Origin of the sequence: Streptomyces sp. NPDC002680, assembly GCF_042889145.1 — a bacterium.
Lineage (GTDB): Bacteria > Actinomycetota > Actinomycetes > Streptomycetales > Streptomycetaceae > Streptomyces > Streptomyces adonidis.
On sequence record NZ_JBIAQP010000002.1, the window covers coordinates 526,909 to 541,870 of the forward strand.

The 14,962-nt window shown below is 70.8% G+C and carries 8 protein-coding genes; 1 reads left to right on the forward strand and 7 read right to left on the reverse strand.

All coding sequences use genetic code 11. The features are described 5' to 3' along the window. Window positions 1-128: 128 nt before the first annotated feature. Entirely contained in the window at window positions 129-1,376 is a 1,248-nt protein-coding gene (locus ACFYXF_RS08920) for a S8 family peptidase (RefSeq protein ID WP_389348865.1), read from the reverse strand. Window positions 1,377-1,639: 263 nt separating this feature from the next. Between ACFYXF_RS08920 and ACFYXF_RS08925 the strand changes: the two genes are divergently transcribed. Next, window positions 1,640-4,270 carry a glycosyltransferase family 1 protein gene (locus ACFYXF_RS08925; RefSeq protein WP_389348866.1) on the forward strand — a complete coding sequence of 877 codons (2,631 nt, stop codon included), beginning with the start codon at window positions 1,640-1,642 and terminating at the stop codon, window positions 4,268-4,270. A 37-nt stretch (window positions 4,271-4,307) separates the two neighbouring features. Here ACFYXF_RS08925 and ACFYXF_RS08930 read toward each other — a convergent pair whose 3' ends face one another. The 6 genes from ACFYXF_RS08930 to ACFYXF_RS08955 form a co-directional block, all read right to left on the reverse strand. Then, window positions 4,308-6,299: a protein kinase gene (locus tag ACFYXF_RS08930; RefSeq protein WP_389348867.1), complete on the reverse strand. Its 1,992-nt coding sequence runs from the start codon at window positions 6,297-6,299 to the stop codon at window positions 4,308-4,310. Window positions 6,300-6,430: 131 nt separating this feature from the next. Next, the gene (locus ACFYXF_RS08935) at window positions 6,431-6,943 is read right to left on the reverse strand and encodes a DUF1990 domain-containing protein (protein ID WP_389348868.1); all 513 of its coding nucleotides are present in this window, start codon (window positions 6,941-6,943) and stop codon (window positions 6,431-6,433) included. A 137-nt stretch (window positions 6,944-7,080) separates the two neighbouring features. Beyond that, window positions 7,081-8,742: a M4 family metallopeptidase gene (locus tag ACFYXF_RS08940; protein ID WP_389348869.1), complete on the reverse strand. Its 1,662-nt coding sequence runs from the start codon at window positions 8,740-8,742 to the stop codon at window positions 7,081-7,083. A gap of 351 nt (window positions 8,743-9,093) precedes the next feature. Further along, window positions 9,094-11,199, reverse strand: coding sequence for a M4 family metallopeptidase (locus ACFYXF_RS08945; RefSeq protein WP_389348870.1), 2,106 nt, complete (start codon window positions 11,197-11,199; stop codon window positions 9,094-9,096). A gap of 221 nt (window positions 11,200-11,420) precedes the next feature. After that, window positions 11,421-13,187: an ABC transporter ATP-binding protein gene (locus ACFYXF_RS08950; RefSeq protein WP_389348871.1), complete on the reverse strand. Its 1,767-nt coding sequence runs from the start codon at window positions 13,185-13,187 to the stop codon at window positions 11,421-11,423. Next, complete coding sequence (locus ACFYXF_RS08955) at window positions 13,184-14,938, reverse strand: ABC transporter ATP-binding protein (protein ID WP_389348872.1); 1,755 nt, start codon at window positions 14,936-14,938, stop codon at window positions 13,184-13,186. The genes ACFYXF_RS08950 and ACFYXF_RS08955 overlap by 4 nt, the downstream gene beginning before the upstream one ends. Window positions 14,939-14,962: the final 24 nt, after the last annotated feature.

The following is a 14,962-nucleotide window of genomic DNA, read 5'->3' on the forward strand; positions in this document are numbered from 1 at the left end:
ACCCTATTCGGGTGGGCAATCCGGCACTTTGCTAACTACTCGCGCGTATGTCTGCACCCAGGATCAGCCAGGTCCGTGAACGTCGTCGGCCCCCTCCGGCGGACGGGGCCGACGACGGCACAGTGCCCCTAAGAGAGCGGTATCCGCAGGAGTTTGTTCGGTGAACCGGCCCGCTTGTCGGAGACTTTCCCGGTCGTCGCCAGGGACGTCAGCGCCTTGGCGACTTGCGCCGGCCGGGATTTCGGTCGTTCCGCCAAGTAGAGGGCCGCCGCGCCCGCCGCGTGCGGCGCCGCCATCGACGTACCGGAGAACACCACCCGGCCCGTGTCGCTCGCGTACGACGCCGAGGTGATCGAGACACCCGGGGCGAACAGATCCAGAGTCGATCCCCAGTTCGAGAAGGCGGCCCGGGCGTCCGTCCAGCCGGTCGCGCCGACCGTGATCGCCTCCTTGACGGCGGCCGGGGAGTAGGACGCCGCCGACGCCCCGTCGTTCCCGGCCGCGACCGTGTACGTCACCCCGGACGCGATCGAGTTCCGTACCGCCGCGTCCAGTTGGGTGTTGCGGTAGCCGCCGAGGCTCACATTGGCGACGGCGGGCTTCCTGGCATGCCTCGTCACCCAGTCGATACCGGCGATGACCTGCGCCGTCGTACCGCCGCCCGCGTCGTCGAGGACACGTACGGAGACGACCTTCGCCTTCTTCGCGACGCCCAGGGCCGCCCCGGCGATCGTCGCCGCGACATGCGTACCGTGGCCGTTTCCGTCGCCCGCCCATCTGTCGTCGCCGACGAAGTCCCAGCCGTAGCTCGCCCGTCCACCGAAGTCCTTGTGCGAGATCCGGATGCCGGTGTCGATCACGTACACGGTGACGCCCTTGCCCGCCGAGTCCGGCGAGGAGTAGCCGTCGTCGAGCGGCAGCGCGGCCTGGTCGATCCGGTCCAGGCCCCAGGACGGCGGGTTCTGCTGGCCGCGCTTGCGGGCGAGCGCGTACGCCGTTTCCTCGCTGTACGTCGTGCTCTGGTCGTAGGTGATCCGGGTGTCCTGGACGACCGAGTCCACGCGGGAGTCCGCCGCGAGGAGCCTGGCCTGTCTCTCGTCGGCCTGGATGGCATAGCCGTTCAGGACGGTGCTGTAGGTGTGGCTTATTCTCGCCCCGTACTCCGCGGCGAGTCTCTTGCCGTCCGCCGACGGGGCCGCCGTACCTCCCTTGAGTGTGACCAGGTAACTTCCGTCGACGGAGCCGGGTTCACCGGCGCCGACTATGTGCCCCTGTGGGGCGGCCTGGGCCGGTGCGGTGGCCGAAAGCACCAAGGCCGTGGTCACGGCGGTCAGGCCCGCCGCCCAGCGCAGGCGTCTTGTGCGCGTCCGTTTCATGGTTGGAGTTCCCCCTCCTCGGCCGCCAACGCCGGGCGGCCTTCTGGGCAGCCTCTCGTGCGGGGAGAAGTGTTACAAGGTGGCCTACGGGGGTGGAACCGGCCATATCGTCCGTGCGGCGCCTGGCCACTGCCGTGTGGACGCCCGCCACGCCCCGTGGTTCGTACGCCTCCGCCCCGATACCGTCATGGGGTTGATGACGGACGCACACGGCCGTGCGTCCTTGTAAGGCTTGACATGACGCACGACCACCGAGGTGGAATGTGAAGGCGATCCGTCGGTTCACCGTCCGTCCCGTTCTCCCCGAACCCCTCCGGCCCCTCAGCGACCTGGCCCGCAATCTGCGCTGGTCCTGGCACGCGGAGACCCGCGAACTCTTCCAGTCCGTCGACCCCGAACACTGGGCCGACGCGGACCGCGACCCCGTACGGCTCCTCGGCGGCCTCTCGCCCGAGCGGCTCACCGAACTCGCCGAGGACCGCCGCTTCCTGCGCCGCCTCACCGCGGTCGCCGACGACCTCCACGACTACGTCACCGGTACCCGCTGGTACCAGACGCAGACTCGGCAGGAGGGAGCCGAACTTCCCGCCGCCATCGCCTACTTCTCTCCCGAGTTCGGCATCACGGCGGCCCTCCCGCAGTACTCCGGCGGTCTCGGCATCCTCGCCGGGGACCATCTGAAGTCGGCCAGCGACCTCGGCGTACCGCTGATCGGCGTCGGACTCATGTACCGGCACGGCTACTTCCGGCAGTCCCTCTCCCGGGACGGCTGGCAGCAGGAGACCTATCCGGTCCTCGACCCCAACGAACTCCCCGTCGCCCTCCTCAAGGAATCCGACGGCTCCCCGGCCCAGGTCTCCCTGGCGCTGCCCGGCGGCAGGTCGCTGCGGGCCCGGGTCTGGCTGGCACAGGTGGGCAGGGTGCCGCTGCTGCTCCTCGACTCGGACGTGGAGGAGAACGACCTCGGTGAACGGGGCGTCACGGACCGGCTGTACGGGGGCGGCAGCGAACACCGCCTCCTCCAGGAGATGCTGCTCGGCATAGGCGGAGTGCGCGCGGTCCGGACGTACTGCCGGCTCACCGGCCATCCCGCCCCCGAGGTGTTCCACACCAACGAGGGCCACGCGGGCTTCCTCGGCCTGGAGCGGATCGCCGAACTCTGCGACAAGGGGCTGGACTTCGAGGCCGGTCTTGAGGCTGTGCGCGCGGGGACCGTCTTCACGACGCACACGCCCGTCCCGGCCGGCATCGACCGATTCGACCGTGAACTGGTCGCCCGCCACTTCGGCTCCGACGCCGAACTCCCGCGCATCGACGTGGAACGCGTGCTGAGTCTGGGCATGGAGACGTACCCGGGCGGCGAGCCGAACCTCTTCAACATGGCGGTGATGGGGCTGCGGTTGGGCCGCCAGGCAAATGGTGTGTCCCTCCTTCACGGGCAGGTCAGCCGGGAGATGTTCGCGGGGCTGTGGCCCGGTTTCGACCCCGCCGAGGTCCCGATCACCTCGGTCACCAACGGTGTGCACGCGCCCACTTGGGTCGCGCCGGAGGTGTTCAGGCTCGGGGCCAAGCAGATCGGCGCGGAGCGCACCGAGGACGCGCTGACGGTCGGCGGCTCGGACCGGTGGGACGCGGTCGCGGACATCCCGGACCAGGACATCTGGGAGCTACGACGGTCCCTGCGCGAGCAGTTGGTGGTGGAGGTACGGGAACGGCTGCGGGCCTCCTGGCGTCAACGCGGCGCCGGTACGGCGGAGTTGGGCTGGATCGACGGGGTGCTCGACCCGGACGTCCTGACGATCGGATTCGCGCGCCGGGTCCCCTCGTACAAACGCCTGACGCTGATGCTGCGCGACCGGGACCGGCTTCTCGATCTGCTGCTGCATCCCGAACGGCCGATCCAGATCGTGGTCGCGGGCAAGGCGCATCCGGCGGACGACGGCGGAAAGCGGCTGATCCAGGAGCTGGTGCGGTTCGCGGACGACCCACGGGTCCGCCACCGGATCGTGTTCCTGCCGGACTACGGCATGGCGATGGCGCAGAAGCTGTACCCGGGCTGCGACATCTGGCTGAACAACCCACTGCGTCCGTTGGAGGCGTGCGGGACGAGCGGGATGAAGGCGGCCCTGAACGGCTGTCTCAACCTCTCGGTCCTGGACGGCTGGTGGGACGAATGGTTCCGGCCCGACTTCGGCTGGGCGATCCCCACGGCGGACGGCACGGGCACGGACCCCGACCACCGGGACGACGTCGAGGCCGCGGCCCTGTACGACCTCCTCGAACAGCGCGTGACCCCGCGCTTCTACGAGCACGGCCAGACGGGCCTGCCCGACCGCTGGATCGAGATGGTCCGCGAGACCCTCACCCACCTCGGCCCGAAGGTGCTGGCGGGCCGCATGGTGCGGGAGTACGTGGAGCGGCTGTACGCGCCCGCCGCGCGCGCCCACCGCACCATGACCCCGGACACGGCAAGGGAGTTGGCGGCCTGGAAGTCCAGGGTCCGCCGCGCCTGGCACACGGTGACGGTCGACCACGTCGAGACCTCGGCCCCCTCCCTGACGGCCGAGTTGGGGAGCACGCTGTCGCTCCGGGTGCGGGTGGGGCTAGGTGAACTCGCCCCGGACGACGTCGAGGTCCAGGCGGTCTCGGGGCGGGTCGACTCGGAGGACAGCATCACCGACGCGTCGACGGTCCCGCTGAAGCCGGTCGGCGGGCCGGATCTGGAAGGGCGTTGGCTGTACGAGGGGCCGCTGTCCCTGCATCGGACCGGGCCCTACGGATACACCGTGCGGATCCTGCCGGCGCATCGGCTGCTGGCGTCGAGCGCGGAGATGGGGCTGGTGGCGGTGCCTTCGGAGGACGTGGGGGAGGGGGCCGGGGTGCTGATGCGGTGACCGCTGGACCACCTGGCCTGCTGGTCCTGGCGGTGTGTCAGGACCAGCTCCACGCCTGGTTGCCGTTGGCCGCGCAGCTCCAGCCCTGGACCGCCCGGCCCTCCTGGCCCGACGTGGCGGCCTCCGCGTCCAGGCAGTAGCCGTTCGGGATGCTGACGAAGGTCTGGCCGCCGAGCCCGCCGGCGTCGCCGAGCCGCCAGTACTGGGCTTCCAGGCCGTCGCAGGTCCTGGCGCCGATCCACTGGCCGTTCGCGCCGCTGGTGTCCGCGTCTGCGTCCAGGCAGCGGTGGCTGCCCTGGTTGACGACGAGGTACCGGGAGTCCTGGCCGGGGACGCGGTACAGGGCCCACCTCTGGGTGGACGTGCCCTGGCAGGTCCACACCCCGACGGTGCCGCCCCGCGTGTCGAGACAGCGGGCGACCGAGCCGCCGCTGGTGCTCTCGGACACCGTCAGCGCGCCGGTGCGGGCCGGGCCGCGCGGGGTGCCGTACAGGAGTTCCTTGGTCTGGGCGCCGACCCTGCCGTCCACGGCGGTCCTGGCCTCGGTCTGGAAGGCCTTCACCGCGGCGAGGGTCTCCGGGCCGAACCGGCCGTCGACCGCGACGTACAGGCCGTGGCCGCCGAGGAGGAGCTGTAGGGCCTCGACGCAGTCGCCGGTGGCACCCGTGACCAACTCCGCGGCGCAGGCGGCGGATCGGATGTCCAGCTTCGCGGGGTTCTGGGCGGGCACCTGGGTCGGCTCTGTCTGCGTCGCCTGGTCCTTTGTCGTCGACGGAGCGGGCGTGGCCGCGTCGGACGGGGTGGTGGGTGCGGCGGCCGGGTTCTTCGTCGTGGTCGGGCCGGGCAGCAGGTCCGGGGTGGTCGACGTGCCGGTCTGGCTGCCGGTGCCGGTGGCGGCCGGTGTCGGGTCGTCGCCCTGGCTCAGCAGCGCCGCGGTGATGCCCCCGGCGACCAGGGCGGCCGCCGCCGCGACGGCGACCAGCGGCATCTTCCTGCTGTTCCTGGGCTTTCCGCGGTCGCCGGGCGGGGCGGTGACGGGGGTGGGAGCGGGAGCGGGCGGGGGTGCCGCTTCCGGGAGGGGCTTGGGGCGCTTCACCCGAGGGGGCGCGGCCGGTGCCGGTGACGACGGGGACAGCTGGTGACCGATGGCTGTCCTGAACACCGTCTCCGGCAGTGGGCGCCGCTCGGGGTCCTTGTCCAGGCAGGTGCGGATGAACGCGGCCAGTTCCGCGTCGACGGTCCCCACCAGGTCGAGCACCTCGTCCCGGGGCGGCTCGAAGGCCACCCCGAACAGGACGTCGACGCCCGTCCCCTCACCGAACGGCGCCTGTCCCGTGACCGCGTACGTCAGGGTCGAGGCCAGTGAGAAGACGTCGGAGGCGGCGGTGACCTCGCGGCCCCTGGCCTGCTCCGGGGACATGTAGGCGGGCGTTCCGACGTTCTGGCCCGTGACGGTGATCGCCGTGCCGTCGGGGGCCTGGACGACGCCGAAGTCGATGACGCGGGCGCCGTCCGCACCCAGGATCACGTTGGACGGCTTGAGGTCGCGATGGACGAGCCCCGCCTGCCAGATGGCCTCGATCGCGCGTCCGACATCGGCCAGCAGCCGCCAGGCCGCCTCGGGGCCGATCGGCCCGCGCGCGGCGACGACCTCGGCGAGCGTGGGCCCCGGTATGTACTCGGTGGCGACCCAGACCAGGTCCTCGTCGCAGCCGCTGCCCAGCAGCCGTACGATGTGCGCCCCCTGGATCCGGTCCAGCGCGCCGACCTCCCGCTCGAACCGCTTCCGGAACAGCGGGTCCTCCGCGTACTCGGGCCGGATCACCTTCACGGCCGCGAGACCCGTACCGCCGCTGGTGTCCCGGCCCAGATAGACCCGGCCCATACCGCCGCTGCCGAGCAGCGACTCCAACTGGTAGGGGCCCGCCTGCCGGGGGTCGTTCTTGCGCAGCGGGACCACGGGGGGCGGTTCCATACCGGCTGCCGCATAGGCCATCGCTGCGGTGCGGCTGCGGTGCTGGGGTGGCATGAGGGCCCTGGTCTCTCGCGTGGCACGGGTGACCGCGAGATTAGCGCAGCACACCTGTACGAAAGGGGGAGTTGGACCGGTTTCCCGGCCAGGAATTCGCGCAGACCCTCCGACCTCGGCTTACTCTGCGCTCAGTCCTCGCCGTACCCTCCGCACAGCCGCCGCAGGACCACCCCGCACCGCCGTGCATAGGCATGCTGCAGGCCCCGGGTCGCGGGTCCGGCCGCCTTCGCGTACCACTTCGCGCCGCGGCTGAACGCGCTGACCGTCAGCCACACGGTGCCGTCGCCGGTGCGGTCCACGACGAACGACTCCTCGCCGCACTCCGGGTGACCGGCCAGCGTGCCGTACGCCCAGCCCGCGCGCCGGTATTCCTCCACCGTCCAGACGACCCGGCAGGGCGCCTTGACGATCCCGGCGAGGGTGACCGTGACGTCGACGTCCGGGGCCGCCCGTTCGGCACTCGCGTCGATGCCCACCCCCATCGCGCGGTGCATCTCCCAGGTGAGAACGGCCTCGGAAGCGCGCCGGAAGACCTGCTCGCCCTCGCCTATGCGGGTGCGTACATGAAGGTGGTGGAAGCCGGGCGGACAACGGAAGCCGCGCTCGCGGGTCGCGCCGACCTCCGCGTACGTGAAGGACATGGGACCCAAGGGTAGGGCGGGGGGTTCGGACGGCTGTGCGGCGGGGGTGCCGACGGCAGCACGGCGGGGTGGTACCCGGAAATGCCTTCGTTCCGGGTACCACCCCGCCGGTCACCTGCTTCTCACCTACCGCGTGGTCACGCCGTGACGTTGACCGCCGCCCACGCCGCGTTCACCGCCGCGTACTCCGTGCTGCTGGAGCCGTACAGGGCCGAGGCCGCCGACAGGGTCGCCGTGCGGGCGCCCTTGTAGTTGGTCGTCGACGTCATGTACTCGGTGAGCGCCTTGTACCAGATCTGTACGGCCTTGGCGCGGCCGATGCCCGTGAGCGTGGAGCTGTTGTACGTCGGGGAGTTGTAGCTGACCCCGTTGATCGTCTTCGAACCGCTGCCCTCGGACAGGAGGTAGAAGAAGTGGTTCGCCGGGCCCGACGAGTAGTGGACGTCGAGGTTCTTCACCGTGGACGACCAGTAGTTGGCGGAGCCGCCGTCCTTGCTCGGCTGGTCCATGTAACGCAGCGGCGAGCCGTCGCCGTTGATGTCGATCTCCTCGCCGATGAGGTAGTCACCGACGTCGGAGGAGTTCGCCGCGTAGAACTCGACGGCCGTGCCGAAGATGTCGGAGGTCGCCTCGTTCAACCCGCCGGACTCACCGGAGTAGTTGAGGCCCGCCGTGTTGGAGGTGACGCCGTGGGTCATCTCGTGTCCGGCCACGTCCAGCGAGGTCAGCGGGTGCGTGTTGCTCTCGCCGTCGCCGTACGTCATGCAGAAGCAGCTGTCGTCCCAGAACGCGTTGACGTACGCGTTGCCGTAGTGGACGCGGGAGTACGCGGCGACACCGTTGTTCTTGATGCCGGAGCGGCCGAACGTGTCCTTGTAGAAGTCCCACGTCTTCTGCGCGCCGTACGCGGCGTCGACGGCCGCGGTCTGGTCGGTGGTCGAGCTGGAGGCCGCGCCGGTGCCCCAGGTGTCGTCGGCGTCGGTGAACAGGGTGCCGGCCGAGGAGCTGGTGCCGTGGGTCTTGTTGTACGTCTTGTGGCCGCCGCGCGTGCCGTCGGTCAGCTGGTACGTCGAACCCGACAGTGTCGTGCTCAGCGAGACGGTGCCCGAGTACAGGCTCTTGCCGGTGCCGTTCTCGATGCCCTGGTACTCGTACAGCTTGGCGCCGGTGGCCGCGTCCGTGATGACGTGCAGCTCGTTCGGGGTGCCGTCCTCCTGGAGGCCGCCGACGACGGTCTCGTAGGCGAGGGTCGGGGTGCCCGAGGCGGCCCAGATCACCTTGCGGGGGGCGTTCGACGCCTCCGACTTGGTGGAGCCGGCCTTCTTGGCGAGCGTGACGGCCTGCTTCTCGACGGCCGTCGTGGTGACCTCGGGGGTGAGGTCGGTGACGCTGATGGCGGCCTTCTGCGCCTTGGTCACGCCCGTGGTCTCGCCGGCCGCGTCCTCGTGCACGACGAGGTCGCCGCCGAGGACCGGCAGGCCCGCGTAGGTGCGCTCGTAGCGGGTGTGCAGGGTGCCGTCGGCGTCCTTGATGACGTCACGGACGACCAGCTTCTCCTTGGCGCCGAGGCCTATCTCGTCGGCGGTCGCCGGGGCTTCGGCGGCGGCTTCCTTGATGAGCGCGGTGCGCGTGGCGGGGGAGAGGGTGACGGGCACGGCGGCGGCCTTGGCCGTGGTACCGGCCGGCTCGCTCTCCGCGGAGGCACCGGTGGTCAGACCGGTGGTGATGAGGGCTCCGGCCGCGACCGCGGTGGCGATGGCCAGAGTGGTGCGCTTGTGACGCGCGTAGAGGGGGGTCACGCGAACTCCTTTGTGGGGGATCCGGACGGTCTTGGGGTGATCGTCCGGAGGTTGTCGTGAAGCTGGAGTGCTGTTGCTGCGGCGTGCGGTGGAAGAGTGACATTGGGGGCGCGTACATGTCAGGACCCTCAAGTGATGTTGGCCGAAAACCGACTGCCGGATGAACGTTTCATGCATGTAACACGACGCGATCTTGGTAAAGCGGTGCTAAAGATCAGGCACGGTGGCAACAAAACCGCAGTACAGGGGCCGCAAAGGAAGCGCCGCCCCGGTGAGTTGATCCACCGGGGCGGCGCCATGTCGTTCACGGGTCCTGAACAGCGCCCGAACGGGCCCTTACAAGCTGTGTGTTCAGGCCGTCGGGAACGTGATCTTCCAGCCGTTGATCCGGCCGGTGTCCTGTGCCGCCCGGTCCTGGACCCGCAACACCCAGGTCCCGTTGGCGACCTCGGAGGAGGCGTTCACCGTGTACGGCTCGTTCACGTCGTCCGCCGAGTCAGAGGAACTGAACGGCTTCAGGTTGTAGACCGACCCGTCAGGCGCCACCAGATCGACGACGAGGTCGCCGCGCCAGGTGTGCGTGATGTCCGGCGTGACGATCAGGTTGCTCGGCGCGTTGCCGGTGATCCCGGTGACCGCGAGCGAGGAGGTCACGGCCGCACCGTTGTCCGGAATCGATACGGCGGTCGTGGACTCGAAGGAGGTCCCGGTGCCACCGCCACCGCCCGGACGCGTACCGACGTTGATACCGGCCCACGCGTTCTGCACGGCCGTGTACTCGGCGCTCGTCGTGCCGTACAGCTCACCCGCCGCCGCGAGCGTCCCGGTGCGGGCCGCCGCGTAGTTGGTGGTCGAGGTGAACTTCGTGGTGAGCGCGCGGAACCAGATCTTCTCCGCCTTGTCCCGGCCGATGCCGGTCACCGCGAGCCCGTCCGAGGTCGCCGAGTTGTAGGTGACACCGTTGATGGTCTTGGTGCCGCTGCCCTCGGAGAGCAGGTAGAAGAAGTGGTTCGCGGGACCCGACGAGTAGTGCACGTCGATCGACCCGATGCCCGAGTACCAACTGTCCTTGGACGAGCCGTCCTTGCTCGGCTTGTCCATGTAACGCAGCGGCGTGCCGTCGCCGTTGATGTTGATCTCCTCGCCGATGAGGTAGTCACCGACGTCGGAGGAGTTGTTGGCGTAGAACTCGACCGTCGAGCCGAAGATGTCGGACGTCGCCTCGTTCAACCCGCCCGACTCACCGCTGTAGTTGAGGCCGGCCGTGTTGGCGGTGAGGCCGTGCGTCATCTCGTGCGCGGCCACGTCGATCGACGTCAGCGGGTTGGCGTTGCCCGAGCCGTCGCCGTACGTCATGCAGAAGCAGCTGTCCTGCCAGAACGCGTTGACGTAGTTGTTGCCGTAGTGGACGCGCGAGTACGCGCCGACGCCGTCGCCCCGGATGCCGGAACGCCCGTGCACGTTCTTGTAGTAGTCCCACGTCAGCGCGGCGCCGTACGCGGCGTCGGCGCCTGCCGACTCCAGGTTGGACGCCAGGCCGTTGCCCCAGATGTCGTCGGAGCCCGAGAAGAGGGTGCCGGTGCCGGAGGTGCCGCGGTTCAGGTTGTACGTCTTGTGGCTGCCGCGCGTGCCGTCGGTCAGGTTGTACGTCGACCCGGACTGCGTGGTGCCGAGCTCGACCGTGCCGGAGTACACCGTGTTGCCGGTGCCGGTCTCGATCGCCTCCCACTCGAACAGCTTCGCGCCCGAGGTGGCGTCCGTGATGACGTGCAGCTCCTGCGGGGTGCCGTCGTGCTGGAAGCCGCCGACGACCGTCTCGTAGGCGAGTACGGGGGTGCCGCTCGCGGCCCAGATCACCTTGCGCGGCGCCTTGTTGACGTCGGGGCTCTTGGCCCCCTCCGCCTTCGCCGCGCCCAGCGCCTGGGTCTCCGCCTTCGCGGCGGCGATCTTCGGCGTCAGGGACGCGACCTTGATGGTGGCCCGGGTCGCCTTCACGACGCCTTCCGTGGCACCGGACTTGGCGGTGTCGACCACCAAGTCACCGCCCAGGACCGGGAGTCCGTCGTACGTGCGCTCGTACCGCGTGTGCACGGTGCCGTCGCCGTCCTTGAGGACGTCACGGACGACGAGCTTCTCCTTGGCGCCCAGGCCGAGTTCCTCGGCCGTCTCCACCTTGGTGGCGTTGGCCTCGGCGAGCAGCGCGGCGCGCTGGGCGGGGGAGAGCTTGACGGACTCGGCGCCCGGTATGACCTTGCCCGCGGCCGACGGTGCCTTCTCCGGGGCGGCGGTGGCGGCACCGGACTGAACGGCCGCTGCCAGCAGGGCGGTTACGGCGACGAGGGCGCCGGTGGCGACCCGTCGCTGGGTGCTACGGGAGAGCTGGGTGGTGCTGGTGTGGGAGGTTGTGTGGGGGGTGCGTCTGTGGGACTGGCGTCTCAACACTGACTCCTTCTGCATGGCCGCGGGTCGGGCGGCCAGGGGGGACCGGACGGTGGTCGTCCGTCCGGGGCAGAACCGGTGCGTGCGGATGCGCGGCGAAGAACACAGCGGTGTTGCTGTGGAGCGGCTGTGAAGGTGCCGTGGGAAGAGTGCCAGGCGAGCGCATATGCTGTCAGGACCGCGTCAAGAAGTTGGCTGGAAACAGTCCGTTGCCCGGATGGTCATGTTCGCTATACGGACTATTCACCCTTCAAGGGCTCGTGCTGCTGCTCCCCGTGCCACGACCGCCACAGCGCCGCGTACGCCCCGTCCGCCGCCACCAGCCCCTCGTGCGTGCCGAGTTCGGTGAGCAGCCCCTCCTCCATCACGGCCACCCGGTCCGCGTCGTGCGCGGTGTGCAGCCGGTGCGCGATGGCGATCACCGTCCGCCCTTCGAGTACGGCGGCCAGCGCGCGCTCCGTGTGACGCGCGGTCGTCGGATCGAGCAGCGCCGTCGCCTCGTCCAGGATCAGCGTGTGCGGGTCGGCCAACACCACGCGGGCCAGCGCCAGTTGCTGCGCCCGCGAACCGTCGGTCGCCTCCCCGTCGGGGCCCAGTTCCGTGTCCAGCCCGGCCGGCAGCTCGCGCACCCAGTCGGCGGCGCCGACCGCGGCCAGCGCGGCCCACAACTCGGCGTCCGTGGCGGCCGGTTCGGCGATCAGGAGATTGTCCCGGACCGTACCGAGGAAGACATGGTGCTCCTGGGTGACGAGCACGACCTGCCGCCGCAGCTCCTCGGGCCCCAGCGAGGCGATCGGTACGCCGCCCACGGTCACCTTGCCCGAACGCGGCTCGTCGATGCCCGCGAGCAGCCGGCACAGCGTCGTCTTGCCCGCACCCGAGGGCCCCACCACCGCGAGCCGCTCACCCGGCCGCACGGTCAGATCGACCCCGCGCAGCACCTCGCCCCCACGGTCGTACGCGTACCGCACACCGACCACGTCGATGCGGTCACCGACGGGTACGGGGGATGCCTCCGACGCACCTTTCGGCGCCTGCCCGAGCCCCTCGACCCGAGCGAACGAGGCGCTGCTGCTTTGCAGTTGCTCCATCCAGGTGAGCACCTCGTCGAGCGGCGCCTCCAGTTGCCGCAGATACAGGGCCGCCGCCACGACCGCCCCGAGGCTGACCGCCCCCTGCGCGTGCAGCGCGCCGCCCAGCACCAGCACGACGGTCACGGGAAGGACGTACGACACCTCCACCGGCGGAAAGAACATCGACCGCAGATACAGGGTGTGCAGCCGCCTGCGACGCGACTCGTCCAGCGCCTCCCGGCTCACCGCCACCCGCCGCTCCGCCAGCCCGAACGCCTCGACCGTGCGCGCCCCCGACGCGGTCGCCGCGAGGATCTCCGCGACCTCGGAGTTGGCGGAGCCCTCGGCGAGATACGCGGTGCGCGCCCGGCGCAGATACCAGCGCAGCGCGAACCAGATACCGCTCTGCGCGAGCACCGCCGACAGCCCGAGCAGGGGATCGAGCGCGAACACGGCACCGCCGATGAACAGACACTGCACCGACGCGATGAGCAGCTCGGGCCCGGCATCGCGCAGGGTCGTGCCGACCTGGCTGACGTCGGCCGTCCCCCGGGCGGTCAGATCCCCGGTCCCGGCCCGCTCGACGACGGAGGCGGGCAGGGCGAGCGCCCGGTCGACGAACTCCTCCCGCACCCGAGCGAGCGTCCGCTCCCCGAACCGGTACCCGACGTTCCGGGCCCAGCGAGCCAGCAGCAACTGCCCCACCGCGCAAACGACGATGACAAGTCCGAGCCGGTCCACGACACCGACCCCGGCCCCGGCTCGCACCTCGTCGATGATCCGCCCGACCAGCCAGGGCGCGACAAGCCCGGCTCCGGCGGCGAGGGAGTTCAGCAGCAGGAGCGCGAGGAAGGCGGGAGCGTCGGCACGGACGAGCCGGACAGCGGCCCGGCGGACGTCGGCGGCACTGGCAACGGGCAGTTGGGCGCTCACCGTACGGACTCCTCGATGTTCTCCAGGTCATGCTGGTCTTCTTCGTCGGTCTCGTCCGCGTCGCGGGCCACCAGGGCCCGGTAACCCGGTTCCTCCGCGAGGAGTCGCTGGTGGGTGCCGACGGCTGCCGTCTTGCCGTCGACCAGGTAGTACACGGTGTCCGCGTGGTCCAGCAGCAGGGGTGAGGTGGAGGCCACGACCGTCGTACGGTCCGTGCGTTCGGCGCGCAGTCGGTCCGCTACCGCTGCTTCCGTGTGCGCGTCCAGTGCCGAGGTCGGCTCTACGGCCAGCAGCACCTCGGGGTCGGCGAGCAGCGCCCGCACCAGGCGTACGCGCTGGCGCTGACCGCCCGAGAGGTTGCGGCCCTGGGCGTCGATCGCCGAGTCCAGCCCGTCCGGCAGCCCCAGGACGATGTCGTCGGCGACGGCCGCGTGCACCGCCCGTGCGATGGCCGCCTCGCTCGACTCCCGGCGCCCCGAGACCAGTTCGCGCAGGGTCCCGGCGAACAGGTCGGCCTCGTTGTCGGCGACCAGGACGCGGGCGCGCACCTGCGCCAGGGCGATCTCGTCGAGCCGTACGCCGCCCCAGGTCGCCGCCGACGGCGCGAACCGGCCGAGCCGGTCGACGACGTCGGCGGCATCGGCGGGCCGGGCACCGGCGAGCGCGGTCAGCCGCCCCGGTACGACGGTCACGCCGGAGTCGGGGTCGTGCAGCGCGGCGGGTGACGCGGGCGCGTCCAGTGCCTGGTCGCCGCCGTCGTTGTCCGGCTCCAGCGCCAGGAACCGTACGACCCGCCTCGCCGCCACCAGCGCGCGGCTGATCTGGAAACCGCACTCGATGAAGAACGCCACCGGCACGATCAGCACGGCGACATAGCCGTACACCGACACCAACTCGCCCACGGAGATGTCCCCTTGGGCGGCCAGCCGGGCCGCGAGCCAGGTCACCAGGGCCAGGAACAGGGTCGGCAGGCCGACCCCGAGCGCCTGGATCCAGCTGCTCACCGCCCCGACCCGGTACCCCTGTTCCTGGAGGCGGCGCGAGTCACGGCGGAAGGCGTCGGCGAACAGCCCTTTGCCGCCCAGCCCGTTGAGGACACGCAGCCCGCCCGAGAGGTCGCCGATCCGGGCGGTCAGGATGCCCTGGCGCTCCCGGTACGACCCCTCCACTCCCTGGAGCCGGCCGAGCAGCGGTCCGATGAGCAAGGCGACGACGGGCACACCGAGCAGGATCACGGCGGCGAGCGTCGGCGACACCGACAGCAGCAGTCCGGCGACCACGGCGTAGGAGACGGCCGCACCGATGCCGGGCCCGACGAAGGTCAGCGACTGGGCGATCGTCGACACGTCGCCGACGCCGATCGTGACGACCTCCCCGGCCCCGACCTGCCGGGGCAGCGCCGCCCCCAGCCGTACGGCCTGCCCGATCACCACCTTGACCGTGCGGAAGTTGGCGTCCATCCGGATGCGGGTCATCGTGCGGTGCCGCATGATGCTCAGCCACGCGCTGAACGTCCCGACGGCGAGGATCGCGCCCGCCCAGCCCGCCAGTACGGCCTGGTCGCCCGGTTCGAGACCGTCGTCGACGGCCCGGGACAACAGATACGGCGTCAACGCCATCAGCGTCGTCCAGGTGCTGCCCAACAGCGCGCCGACCGCACACCGCCGCCACTGCTGCCGCACCAGCCACAGCAGATAGCGGGCGGGGCCCCGGGAGTCGGGCGTGCCGGGATCCTCGTACGCGTCGATCATTTCTCAGCCGTCCCCCGGTCCCGT

Coding starts and splice junctions, on each gene's coding strand:
- ACFYXF_RS08935 (WP_389348868.1), bottom strand. CDS start 6,943: ATGTCCTTCACGTACGCGGAGGTCGGCGCGACCCGCGAGCGCGGCTTC.
- ACFYXF_RS08920 (WP_389348865.1), bottom strand. CDS start 1,376: ATGAAACGGACGCGCACAAGACGCCTGCGCTGGGCGGCGGGCCTGACC.
- ACFYXF_RS08955 (WP_389348872.1), bottom strand. CDS start 14,938: ATGATCGACGCGTACGAGGATCCCGGCACGCCCGACTCCCGGGGCCCC.
- ACFYXF_RS08930 (WP_389348867.1), bottom strand. CDS start 6,299: ATGCCACCCCAGCACCGCAGCCGCACCGCAGCGATGGCCTATGCGGCA.
- ACFYXF_RS08945 (WP_389348870.1), bottom strand. CDS start 11,199: ATGCAGAAGGAGTCAGTGTTGAGACGCCAGTCCCACAGACGCACCCCC.